The sequence below is a fragment of the Pseudomonas sp. NyZ201 genome, from assembly GCF_049860765.1.
Classification (GTDB): Bacteria; Pseudomonadota; Gammaproteobacteria; order Pseudomonadales; family Pseudomonadaceae; genus Aquipseudomonas; species Aquipseudomonas bharatica.
Genome location: NZ_CP187557.1, coordinates 1,546,943 through 1,559,429 on the forward strand (window position 1 = coordinate 1,546,943; position 12,487 = coordinate 1,559,429).

Here is a 12,487-nt window from a genome sequence, read left to right on the forward strand (position 1 = left end):
GGGATCATGACCAGCACGACGGTGCGCAGTGTCTGTCCATATTGCGGTGTCGGATGCGGCATCGTCATGAGCGTGACCGATAACCAGGTCACCCGGGTCAGCGGAGACAAGCAGCACCCGAGCAATCTCGGCCGGTTGTGCACCAAGGGCCTGACCTGCCACCAACCGCTGCGCGAGTCCGGACGCATGCAATGGGCCTGGCTGCGCGACCAGCGCCAGCGCGATCCGGTGCGTCTTGGTATCGACCAGGCCATCGGCCAGACCGCCCGGCGCCTGCGCGCCATCATCGATACCCACGGCCCCGACGCCGTCGCGCTGTACGTCTCGGGGCAGATGTCCCTGGAAGCCCAGTACCTCGCCAACAAGCTGGTCAAGGGCTACATCCGCAGCCGCCATATCGAATCCAATTCGCGCCTGTGCATGGCCAGTGCCGGGAGTGGCTACAAGCTGTCCCTGGGCGCCGACGGACCGCCGGGCAGCTACGAGGATTTCGACCGGGCCGAGGTCTTTCTGGTGATCGGCGCCAACATGGCCGATTGTCACCCGATTCTCTTCCTGCGCCTGCTCGACCGGCTCAAGGCGGGTGCACGCCTGATCGTGGTCGATCCGCGGCGCAGTGCCACCGCCGACAAGGCCGACCTGTTCCTCCAGGTTCGTCCAGGCACCGACCTGGCGTTGCTCAACGGCCTGCTGCACCTGCTGCTGGAAAACGGCCATACCGACAATGCGTTCATCGAGCGCTACACCGAAGGCTGGGAAGAGATGCCGGCCTTTCTCGCCGACTACACACCCGCCCGTGTTGCGCAGATCACTGGCCTGACCGAGGCCGATATCCGCCAGGCGGCAGCCTTGATCGGCGGCGCGAAAGACTGGATGAGCTGCTGGACCATGGGCCTGAACCAGAGCATCCACGGCACCTGGCACAGCAACGCCGTGTGCAACCTGCACCTGGCCACCGGCGCCATCTGTCGCCCGGGGAGCGGCCCCTTCTCCCTCACCGGTCAGCCCAACGCCATGGGCGGACGGGAAATGGGCTACATGGGCCAGGGCCTGCCGGGGCAACGTTCGGCGCTGGTCGAAGCCGATCGCCGGTTCATCGAGGCGCTTTGGCGCATCCCCGCCGGCAGCCTGCGTGCCGAGGCGGGCGAAGGCACCGTCGATCTGTTCCGGCAGATGGCAGCGGGGCAGGTCAAGGCCTGCTGGATCATCTGCAGCAACCCGGTGGCCAGCGTCGCCAACCGCCAGACGGTGATCGACGGGCTACAAGCGGCGGAACTGGTCATCAGCCAGGACGCCTTCCTCGACACGGAAACCAACCGCTACGCCGATATCCTCCTGCCGGCCGCCCTGTGGGCCGAATCCGAAGGGGTGATGGTCAATTCCGAGCGCAACCTGACCCTTGCCGCCAAGGCGGTCGATGCGCCGGGCGACAGCCTGGCGGACTGGCAGATCATTGCCCGGGTCGCCTGTGCCATGGGCTATGAGGAAGGTTTCAGCTACACCAGCGCCGAGCAGGTCTTCGACGAAATCCGCCAGGCCTGGAACCCGGCCACTGGCTACGACCTGCGCGGTCTGGACTACCCGAAACTGCGCGCAGGCCCGCAACAGTGGCCGTTCGAGCCGGGGCGCGCGACCTCCCGCAGCCCGCTGCGCTACCTGAATGACGGCCTGAGCCAGGCCCTGCGGGAAAACGCAGCGGGTGAGCGCCCGGCAATCAGCTTCCCCACCGCGTCGGGCAAGGCACGTTTCTTCGCTCGTCCCTGGTTGCCGCCTGCCGAATTGCCGGATGAATCCTATCCGCTGGTGCTCAATACCGGACGTGTGCAGCACCAGTGGCACACCCTTACCAAGACCGGCAAGGTTGCCAGCCTCAACAGGCTGGATCCGGGGCCCTTCGTTGAAATCCACCCGGCCGACGCAGCCGATCTCGGAATCATCGACAAGGACCAGGTACAGATTCGCTCCCGTCGTGGCCAGGCGGTACTGCCGGCGCGGATCACTACCCGGGTGATGCCGGGCAACTGCTTTGCGCCGTTTCACTGGAACGATCTGTATGGTGAGCAACTGGCAATCAATGCACTGACTTGCGATGCGGTCGATCCGCTTTCCCTGCAGCCGGCCTTCAAGCACTGCGCCGTAGCCCTGACCCGGGTCGCTGGCGAGCGGATAGACGCCCTGGAACTGCAACCCGCCGTCACCGAGCCCCCTGACGACCGCCAGCGCCATTTGGTGCTTTGGGCCTCGCAGACCGGCAACAGCCAGACCCTCGCCGAGCGTTGCGCCAGGCATTTGCGGGCGGCCGGCCTGGCGGTGCACCTGGAATGCATGGATGCCGCGCGGCCGGAGCAGGTCGGTGCGGCCGCCAGCCTGCTGTTGATCGCCAGCACCTTCGGCGATGGCGAGGCGCCGGACAGCGGCGTGGCGTTCTGGCAGGCGCTGCAAGGCGAAGCCGGGGATTGGACCAGGCGGCCCTACGCGGTGCTGGCGCTGGGTGACTCCAGCTACGACCGGTTCTGTGGCTTCGGGCGCAAGCTGGACCAGCGCCTGGCCGAGCTGGGCGGCCAGCGCATGCTGGAGCGGGTGGACTGCGAGCCGGAGTTCGACGAGCCTTTCGCCGAATGGTTGGCGGCGCTGACGGCCACGCTGGCGAATGGGCAAGCACCGCTGGCGGTCGCCGAGAGCGAGACACCGGTGGTCGGCAAGTACAACCCGGTGCCTGCTCGCCTGCTGGACAACCGCCTGCTCAGCGGGCCGGGTGCCAGCAAGGAAACCCGGCAGATCGTCTTCGACCTGGGCGACTGTGGGCTGAGCTACCAGGCCGGCGATGCCCTCGGTGTGTGGCCGCGCAACTGCCCGGAACTGGTGGATGAATTCCTGCGGCGCACCGGCCTCGATGGTGACGCCGAAGTCGATTGCAAAGGCCGGATGCCGCTGGCCACTGCGCTGGCCGGACGACTGGACATCACCCGCATCACCCCGCGGATCCTGCAGAAGGTCACCGGCCTGCCCACGGACAAGGCTGCGCTCGATGACTGGCTGTGGGGGCGGCAACTGGTGGACCTGCTTGCCGAATTTCCCCTGGCGCTTTCCCTGGACGAGTGGCTGGCGCTGCTCAAGCCCTTGCAGCCGCGCCTGTACTCGATCAGTTCCAGCCCGAGGCGGCACCCGACGCAGGTTCACCTGACGATGTCCACCGTACGCTACGGGCGGCGCAAGGGCGTGTGTTCGAGTTTCCTCGCCGACCGCGCACAGGGCCTGCACGTCGACATCTTCCCGCAACCGACGGCCAGCTTCCGTTTGCCGGATAACGACGAGGTGCCGGTGATCATGGTCGGGCCGGGCACCGGCGTCGCGCCGTTTCGTGCATTTCTCCAGGAACGCGAGGCGCGACAGGCGCGCGGGCGCAACTGGCTGTTCTTTGGCGAGCAGCACCAGGCGTGCGATTTCTACTACCGGGATGAACTGCTGGCCTGGTGCGAGTCCGGCTTGCTGACCCGGCTGGACACGGCGTTCTCCCGTGACCAGGAACGGAAGATCTACGTGCAGCAGCGCATGCAGGAGCAGGGTGCGGAGTTGTGGCGCTGGTTGCAGGAGGGGGCGTTCTTCTACGTGTGCGGCGATGCTTCGCGGATGGCCAGGGATGTGGATGCGGCGTTGAAGGCGGTGGTAGCGGAGCATGGCGGGATGAGTATCGATGAGGCTGCCGCGTATGTGGCGCAGATGGGGAAGGACAAGCGGTATCTGCGAGATGTGTATTGATCTCTCGGTCCCCATCGCCGGCAACGCCGGCTCCCACAAGGTTCTGCATGCACCGCCACACTGTGGGAGCCGGCGTTGCCGGCGATGAGGCCGGGAAGGTCTGCAAAAAGACATGCTCCAAAACGGTGACTCCCGCACCAGCATGGTTCAGAAAATTCACCCGCTAAACCCTGAAATCCCCGGAAATCAGGCCCTGCCAGCACTTGGCACAGTCCCTGCTTTTACCTTTCCACAACGTCCCGGGTGGTCAACGTCGATCACCGCACCGGACCACAACGATCAAGACCAGGCAAAGGCGCCTGGAGCTTCGGCTCCAGGCGCCTTTTTTTGTGTTTTTTCCGGGGCACGCCCCGCACCGTGAGGAACCGCGCATGAACGCTTTCGCGTCCATCCAACAACGAGAAAAGCTGGTTATCGTCGGCAACGGCATGGTTGGCCATCACTGCGTCGAGCAATTGATCGAACGCGGCGCCCTGGGGCGTTTCGAGGTGCGGGTATTCGGCGAGGAGCGCCAGCGCGCCTATGACCGCGTGCACCTGTCCGAATACTTCGGCGGCAGCGACGCCGAAGCCCTGGCCCTGGGCGACGCCGGCCTGTACGCCGAACACGGTGTGGCCCTGCATCTGCACGAGGCTGTGCTGGAAGTGGACCGCGAGCGCCGCGAAGTGGTGACCAGCGCCGGCCGTTATGCCTACGACCGTCTGATCCTCGCTACCGGGTCCTATCCCTTCGTCCCGCCGATCGAGGGTTCCGAAGGCGCGGCGCGCCTGGTCTATCGCACCCTCGACGACCTCGACAACATCCGTGCCGCCGCCGCCAGCGCCCGGCGCGGGGTGGTGGTCGGTGGTGGCCTGCTTGGCCTGGAAGCGGCCAACGCCCTCAAGTCCCTCGGCCTGGAAGCCCATGTGGTGGAATTCGCCCCGCGCCTGATGCCGGTGCAACTGGACGCTGAAGGCGGAGCGGCGCTGCGTGCGCGGATCGAGGCACTTGGGGTCGGTGTGCACCTGTCCCGCGCCACCCAGGCCATCGTTGCAGGCGAGGAGTACCGCTACCGGATGAACTTCGACGGCGGCGAGTTCCTCGAAACCGACCTGATCGTGTTCTCCGCCGGTATCCGCCCCCAGGACGCCCTGGCCCGCGCCTGCGGTCTGGACGTAGCCCCCCGTGGCGGCGTGGTGATCGATGGCGAGTGCCGCAGCAGCGATCCGCAGATCTACGCCATCGGCGAATGCGCGTCGTGGAATGGCAGCGTATTCGGCCTGGTCGCCCCGGGCTACAGCATGGCGCGCAACCTGGCGGCGGCCCTGGCCGGGCAACCGTCGGTTGCCTTCGCTGGCGCCGATATGTCGACCAAGCTCAAGCTGCTGGGCGTCGATGTCGGTTCCATCGGCGATGCCCACGGCGCCACCCCGGGCTCGCGCAGCTACCGCTTCATCGACGAAGGCGGCAGCAGCTATCGCCGGCTGGTGCTGGACGCCAGCGGCAAGCGGGTGATCGGCGCAGTGCTGGTGGGTGACAACAGCTACTACGACACCCTGCTGCAATACGCCCAGAACGGCATCGCCGTACCCGCCGATCCTTCGGCACTGATCCTCCCGCAATCCTCCGGTGCCCCCGCCCTGGGCGCCGATGCCCTGCCGGACAGTGCGACCATCTGCTCCTGCCACAACGTCAGCAAGGGGGCGATCTGCGCCGCCATCGACAGCGGTTGCGCCGACCTCGCGGCGGTCAAGGGCTGCACCAAGGCGGCCAGCGGTTGCGGCGGCTGCGCGGCCTTGCTCAAGCAGGTGTTCGAGCATGAACTGACGGCGCGCGGCGTGGCCGTGGACAAGAGCCTTTGCGAACACTTCGCCTATACCCGCCAGGAGCTTTATGCGCTGGTGCGGGTGGAAGGCATCCGCGATTTCGACGAACTGCTCGCCCGCCACGGCAAGGGCCACCTGGGCTGCGACATCTGCAAACCCACGGTCGGCTCGATCCTCGCTTCGTGCTGGAACCAGCCGATCATGGACCCGGCGCTGGTGCCGCTGCAGGACACCAACGACACCTTCATGGCCAACATGCAGAAGAACGGCACCTACTCGGTGGTGCCGCGCATCCCTGGCGGCGAGATCACCCCGGACAAGCTGATCGTGATCGGCGAGGTGGCGAAGAAATACGATCTCTACACCAAGATCACCGGCGGCCAGCGTATCGACCTGTTCGGCGCGCAACTGCACGAACTGCCGCTGATCTGGGAAGAACTGATTGCTGCCGGCTTCGAGACCGGGCATGCCTATGGCAAGTCGACGCGCACGGTGAAGTCCTGCGTGGGCAGCACCTGGTGCCGCTACGGGGTGCAGGACAGCGTGAAGATGGCCCTGCACCTGGAAGACCGCTACAAGGGCCTGCGTTCGCCGCACAAACTCAAGTTCGCCGTGTCCGGCTGCACCCGCGAATGCGCCGAGGCGCAGAGCAAGGATATCGGCGTGATCGCTACCGAGAAGGGCTGGAACCTTTATGTCTGCGGTAATGGCGGCATGCGTCCGCGTCATGCCGAACTGTTCGCCACCGACCTGGATGACGCCACGCTGGTGCGGCTGATCGATCGCTTGCTGATGTTCTACATCCGCACCGCCGACAAGCTGCAGCGCACGTCGGTCTGGCGCGAGAACCTGGAGGGCGGGCTGGACTACCTCAAGCAGGTGATCCTCGACGACAGCCTGGGCCTGGCGGCCGAACTGGAAGCGCAGATGCAGCACGTGGTCGATCGTTATGAGTGCGAATGGGCAAACGCTCTCAAGGACCCGGAAAAGCTCAAGCGTTTCCGTACCTTCGTCAACGACCAGCGAGCCGACCCGGACCTGCACTTCGTCCGCGAACGCGGGCAGCGCCGGCCGATTGCCGCTGCCGAGCTGCACCTGATTCCCGTCACCGAGGAGGTGCTCTGATGAGCCAGACGAATGCTGTTGTGAACCCGCCGGTCGAATGGACGCCGGTCTGTGCCGAAACCGACCTGGTTGCACGTTCCGGGGTAGTGGTCTGGCACCAGGGCGCCCAGGTCGCGCTGTTCTATGTGCCGGGAGCCGAAACCGAGGTGCATGCACTGGACAACCACGATCCGCTCTCCGGGGCCAATGTGATCGGGCGGGGGTTGATCGGCAGCCTGAAGGGCGAGTTGGTGGTGGCGTCGCCGTTGTACAAGCAGCATTTCTGCTTGCGCGATGGGCGCTGCCTGGAGGATGAACAACAGGCTTTGCGGGTGTGGCCGGTACGGGTGAATGAGGGGCGGGTGGAAATCGCGGGCTGACATGTAACCGGGTTGCCCCACAGGTACAGCGGTGCTCTCGGGAACACTGGTGAACCTGTGGGAGCTGGCTTGCCAGCGATAGGGCCCTCAAACCCGGCACAAAAATGTCAGGACACAGATACACTCCCACCTCATGAACCTCGACACCCGCATCAAATTCCGCCACCTCCTGTGCTTTCTCGAAATCGCCCGCCAGGGCAGTTTCGCCAAGGCCGCAGATGCCGTGGCCATTACCCAGCCGGCGATTTCCAAGACCCTCAAGGAACTCGAAGACCTGCTCCAGACCCGCCTGTTCGAACGCGGCCGCCAGGGCGTCGAGCTGACCCCGGCCGGCGTGCGTTTCATGCGCTACGCAGGGCCTTGCGTGCAGGCCCTGCGCGAAGGCGTCAGCAGCCTGCGAGGCGAAGAGCACGCGCCGCCGCAGGTCAGGGTCGGCGTGTTGTCCACTGTCGAAAGCCTGCTCATGCCGGAGGTCATCCGCCGCCTGCACCAGCGCCATGCGGCCCTGGTAGTCAGCGTCGCCACCGGCCCCAGCGCCCATCTGCTGGCGCAGTTGCACGTGGGCGAACTGGACCTGGTGATCGGCCGCATGACCGACAGCCCGCAGATCCAGGGCCTGCTGTTCGAGCACCTGTACAGCGAGTCGATGTCGCTGGTGGTGCGTCCGGGCCATCCACTGCTGGCCAGCGACCCGCTGGAGCGCGCGCGCCTTGCCGACTACCCGCTGGTGCTGCCGCTGGCCGGCACCACGATCCGCAAGCATGCCGACAGCCTGTTCGTGCAATGCGCCATCGAGCAGCCGCGCCAGCGTCTGGAAACCCTGTCCCCGGCCCTGAGCCGGCGTTATGTGCAGGGTAGCGATGCGGTCTGGGTCGCGCCCCGGGATGCGGTGCGGGTCGATCTGGACCGCGGCGAGCTGCACGAGCTCGACCTGGGCGTCAGCGAACCCGGTGGTTCCGTGGGGATTTGCAGCAACGCGGCCTTGCCCGCCACGCTGCCGGCGCAATGGCTATGTGAAGTGTTGCGCGAAGTTGCAGCACAATACCGGGACGGCGACTACCCGTGAGGCCGGCTGCGACGCGCCTGCTGGCCTGGTGCCGCCCGGCTGCATGAAGAACTGTTCATGGTCCTGAACTTCCGGGGCTTTTCTCGTTCCTATTGCCGGTAGCCATTGGTCGTGGCCGCCTGATATTCTCGCGGCTTTACCCCGATTGCCCCTTTGGCGCATGAACAAGGAAATAGCATGAAACAGCATCGGTTGGCGGCTGCGGTTGCCCTGGTTAGCCTGGTCCTGGCGGGTTGCGATTCGCAGACCAGCGTCGAGCTGAAAACCCCGGCACAGAAAGCCTCCTACGGTATCGGCCTGAACATGGGCAAGAGCCTGGCCCAGGAAGGCATGGACGACCTCGATTCCAAGGCCGTTGCCCAGGGCATCGAAGATGCCATCGGCAAGAAAGAGCAACGCCTGAAGGACGACGAGCTGATCGAAGCCTTCGCCGCGCTGCAGAAGCGTGCCGAAGAGCGCCTGGCCAAGCAGGGCGAAGAGTCCGCTGCCGCAGGCAAGAAATTCCTCGAGGAAAACGGCAAGAAGCCGGGTGTGGTCACCACCGCTTCCGGCCTGCAGTACGAAGTCGTGAAGAAAGCCGACGGCGCCCAGCCCAAGCCTACCGACGTGGTTACCGTCCATTACGAAGGCAAGCTGATCGACGGCAAGGTCTTCGACAGCTCGGTCGAGCGCGGTGCGCCGATCGACCTGCCGGTCAGCGGCGTGATCCCGGGCTGGGTCGAAGGTCTGCAACTGATGCACGTGGGCGAGAAGGTCAAGCTGTTCATCCCGGCTGAACTGGCCTACGGCGCGCAGAGCCCTAGCCCGATGATCCCGGCCAACTCGGTGCTGGTCTTCGATCTGGAACTGCTGGGCATCAAGGACGCTTCCAAGCTGGAAGCCCCTGAAACCGATGCCGCTCCTGAAGCGCCGGCTGCCGACGCTGCTCCAGCCAAGTAATCTGGCTGTCGCTGTTGTCCAACGCCCCGTAGCCTCACGGCTACGGGGCGTTGTCGTTTTTGCCGGAGGGCCGGAGTAGAGTGGTCGGGGCCGCTGTGACCGGGTTCACAAAAAGTTCCGCAAAACGATTGCGCAGTGACACAAGTGTGTAAAAAACGCCCGATCCGACCCCGGCCCTTGTCTACCGGGAGCCCCGGACCGGAAACGAAGCTCTGTTCACAAGGTTATCCACAATTAATGTGGATAACCTTCCCGCCACCGCTGATGGAGGTCCCATGAAAGCACCCTGGAATTTCACCCGCTTCCTGCCCCTCGCCGAGCGTCTGCTCAGCCGCGGACGCCTGCCGGCGCTGTTGTTCGCCGTGGCGCGCAAAGGCCCGCGGCTGGGGCAACTGAAGGAGGATGTGCGCCTGCTGCAGGCGCTGTGCGTGGCCTGGTGGCGTGGCGAGTACCGGGCGATCAGTCCGAAGGCACTGGTGACCATCGTCGCCGGCCTGCTGTATTTCGTCAGCCCGCTGGACGCGATCCCGGACTGGTTGCTGGGCGTGGGCATGCTCGACGACATCGCCGTGCTCGGCTGGGTGCTGAAGACCGTGAGCGACGAACTGGACGCCTTCCGCGCCTGGCGCCAGCGCCAGTCGCCGGAAAAGCTGCGTGTGGTCGAGCGCCTGCCGGACACGCCCGAGGCGCTGCGTCTGGAGCAAAACCACAGCTGATTACCGCAGCGTGCTGCAATTCCCCGGATGGCTGGTAATATTATTGGCATAACGATTATGCCTACAGATTACATGCGAGAAGTCCGACAAGGGGGTTGTAATGGCTATTCAGGTTATCAGCCGAGATGGTCAACCCGAGTACGCGGTTGTTCCCTGGGATCAATATCAGGCGTTACTCAAGGCGGCAGGGCAACCGGAGGCGGTGTCCACCGAAGCACAAACCACCACTGAAGCAGCTTCTTCCCCGGCCAGCGTGCCCTCCCTGAGCAGGCTGGCCGTACTGCGTGAGGCCAAGGGCATTCCTGCCGAGCAACTGGCGCGCAAGGTCGGTATCAGCCCGGCCTACCTGGCGATGATCGAAAGCGGCGAGCGCGTGCCGGATTCGGCGATTCGCCGCAGCCTGGCCTGGGAGCTGGGATTATCCGGCTGGAGCGATCCGTCATGAGCGCCGTACGGATCAGCCGGCAGCACTGGGAGGGCTTGCTCGGCGAGCTGGATGTGGCCCGCCGTCAACGCCATCTGCTGACCTACCGCGCGCTGCTGGAGCGTCTGCAACTGCCGAGCCCGGCGATGCAGACCCTCACCGCAGCGCTGGAATACCTGGCGGTGCTGGATGCCCGCGCCGAACAGCCGTTGCGCAGTTCGCTGGTGATCAGCCAGGGGGCGAGCCGCCTGCCACGCACCGGGTTTTTCGAATGCGTGGAGCGGCTGGGACGGTTTTCCGGACCTTCGGACGGCATGGCGGCGGCGTCGTGGCATGCGTCGGAGGTGGTGCGGGTGTTCGAGTATTCCTATCCCGAAGAAGCTTGAGTCTTCGAGGGCCTCATCGCTGGCTTGTCGGACCGCCGCACCGCAGCGATGAGGCCTTTCAGGCCGCCGCAGTATCTATGAGATACACACTGGCCCCCTGAACCTCCTTGGCATGATGCTTGGCCTGCGACGCCAGGTCCGCCAGTTGGTCCGCATCCAGTTCGCCGCAGGTTTCCGCACGCAACTGCACCACTCCGATCGACAGCGACAGCAATGGAAACTCCTGGCGCTGCCCGAGCCGGTTGTGGGCAATGAAACATCCCGCCTCCACGTGCTCGCTGCGGTAGAACCGCCGGCACTGCTGTTCGAAATCCGCCAGCAATACATCCAGGCGCTGCTGCCAATCCTGCGAACTCAAGACCAGCATGAAATCGTCGCCACCGATGTGCCCGACGAAGTCCCGGCTCGGGTCGACCCGTTCGTTCAGGCACTGCGCCAGGCATAGCAACACTTCGTCACCGCGGGCGTAGCCGTAGATATCGTTGAACGGTTTGAAACTGTCGATATCGACATAGCAGATCGCCGCCTGGCGCCGCTGTTGCAGCAACCGCGCCAGGCATTGCTGGATCGGCACGTTGCCCGGCAGCAGGGTCAGCGGGTTGGCGTAGCGGGCCTGCTGGATCTTCTGCTCGGTGATCAATTTCAGCACGTCGATGACCCGCCCCAGGCCGACATAGCGCCCCTGGTCGGTGATGATGAAGTCTTCCTCGATACGCTGCCGTGCGCGGCTGGTGAGCAGGCGGCTGACACTTTGCAGCGACTGGCCCAACTCTACCGCAAGGAAATCCTCGCTCATCAGCCGGCTGACCGGCTTGCGCGCGAAGAGTTCGGTGGCGAAGGGCTTGAGCAGGGCATCGGAGAGCGAATAGCGGTGGACGATGCCACAAGGTCGCTGTTGCTCGTCGAGCACCGCCAGCGAGTTGAGGTTGGCCTGTCGGCGGAACGCTTCCAGCACCAACGGCGTCGCGGTATCGCGGGTGACGGCCGGTTGGTCGATAAGGAGTGCGCCGAGATCGGAGGCTTCGTCGCCAAGCACCGGCAGGCTGTTCAGCATCGAACCGGGAAGCAGCAGCGTGACGTCCTTCGGCGGATGCTCCTGGGGCCGGCAGACCAGGTAACCCTGGACCAGGTCCACGCCCATCTCGGTCAGCACCGCCAGCTCCTCGGGCAGTTCGATGCCCTCGGCAACCACCTTGGCCCGCGACGCCTTGGCGATCTGCAGGATGGACCCGACGAACTCGCGCTTTACCGCATCCAGATGAATGCCGTCGATGAAATGGCGATCGATCTTCACGTAGTCCGGGCGCAGTTCCGACCACAGGCGCAGGCTCGAATAGCCGGCGCCGAGGTCATCCAGGGCAATGGAGAATCCCATGTCGCGGTAGTGGTGCAGGGCGTTGTAGAGCAGCTGGAAATCGTCGGTCGGGGTCTGTTCGGTAAGTTCGATGACCACCCGGCTCGCCGGGATTCCAAGGTTCTGCAGCAACTTCAGGGTCAGCCCGGACTGGTACTGCGGTTCGAGCAGCGACTCGGGAGAGACGTTCAGGAACAGCTTGCCTTCCAGTTTCTGCTGGCTGAAACGCCGACAGGCACTTTCCCGGCAGGCGATCTCCAGCTCGGTCAGGCGCCCGGCATGACGGGCCACCGCGAACAGGTTGATCGGTGAATGCAAGGGGCTGTTGGACGGGCCGCGGCTCAGGGCTTCGTAACCCAGGATGCGCCGTTCGGAAAGGCAGACGATGGGCTGGAACAGGCTGTGCAAGCCGCCTTGAGTCAGGATGGAACTCAATGCGCTGAGCTGTTCGGTCATGGTCATCTCGCTGCTACCTTGAAAAAAAGGGACTGGGCGCCGATAGCGCTCAGTCCCTTATTTCACGACAGTTTGATGACTGTTTAATGACGCAATGC

The 12,487-nt window shown here is 64.9% G+C and carries 9 protein-coding genes; 8 read left to right on the forward strand and 1 reads right to left on the reverse strand.

Features of this window, described 5'->3' with window-relative positions:
• Positions 1-6: 6 nt before the first annotated feature.
• The 8 genes from ACPFMA_RS07140 to ACPFMA_RS07175 all read left to right on the forward strand — a co-directional run bounded on the left by ACPFMA_RS07140 (position 7) and on the right by ACPFMA_RS07175 (position 10,579).
• The gene (locus tag ACPFMA_RS07140; RefSeq protein ID WP_425929901.1) at positions 7-3,759 is read left to right on the forward strand and encodes a molybdopterin-dependent oxidoreductase; all 3,753 of its coding nucleotides are present in this window, start codon (positions 7-9) and stop codon (positions 3,757-3,759) included.
• A gap of 371 nt (positions 3,760-4,130) precedes the next feature.
• On the forward strand, positions 4,131-6,689 hold the full coding sequence (gene nirB / locus ACPFMA_RS07145; RefSeq protein WP_425929902.1) for a nitrite reductase large subunit NirB: 2,559 nt from the start codon (positions 4,131-4,133) through the stop codon (positions 6,687-6,689).
• Positions 6,689-7,048: a nitrite reductase small subunit NirD gene (nirD, locus tag ACPFMA_RS07150; protein ID WP_064304987.1), complete on the forward strand. Its 360-nt coding sequence runs from the start codon at positions 6,689-6,691 to the stop codon at positions 7,046-7,048. The genes nirB and nirD overlap by 1 nt, the downstream gene beginning before the upstream one ends.
• A gap of 133 nt (positions 7,049-7,181) precedes the next feature.
• Complete coding sequence (pcaQ, locus tag ACPFMA_RS07155) at positions 7,182-8,114, forward strand: pca operon transcription factor PcaQ (protein ID WP_009407447.1); 933 nt, start codon at positions 7,182-7,184, stop codon at positions 8,112-8,114.
• Positions 8,115-8,291: 177 nt separating this feature from the next.
• The gene (locus ACPFMA_RS07160) at positions 8,292-9,053 is read left to right on the forward strand and encodes an FKBP-type peptidyl-prolyl cis-trans isomerase (protein ID WP_425929903.1); all 762 of its coding nucleotides are present in this window, start codon (positions 8,292-8,294) and stop codon (positions 9,051-9,053) included.
• A 275-nt stretch (positions 9,054-9,328) separates the two neighbouring features.
• Entirely contained in the window at positions 9,329-9,769 is a 441-nt protein-coding gene (locus tag ACPFMA_RS07165) for a YkvA family protein (RefSeq protein WP_064304986.1), read from the forward strand.
• Positions 9,770-9,869: 100 nt separating this feature from the next.
• A complete protein-coding gene (locus ACPFMA_RS07170) occupies positions 9,870-10,214 on the forward strand; it encodes a helix-turn-helix domain-containing protein (protein ID WP_064304985.1) in 345 nt (114 codons plus the stop codon).
• Positions 10,211-10,579, forward strand: a complete 369-nt coding sequence (locus ACPFMA_RS07175; RefSeq protein ID WP_009407455.1) for a hypothetical protein — start codon at positions 10,211-10,213, stop codon at positions 10,577-10,579. Before ACPFMA_RS07170 ends, ACPFMA_RS07175 begins: the two co-directional genes overlap by 4 nt.
• A 58-nt stretch (positions 10,580-10,637) precedes the next feature.
• Here the strand turns inward: ACPFMA_RS07175 and ACPFMA_RS07180 are convergent, their stop codons facing one another.
• Positions 10,638-12,395, reverse strand: a complete 1,758-nt coding sequence (locus ACPFMA_RS07180; protein ID WP_064304984.1) for a bifunctional diguanylate cyclase/phosphodiesterase — start codon at positions 12,393-12,395, stop codon at positions 10,638-10,640.
• Positions 12,396-12,487: the final 92 nt, after the last annotated feature.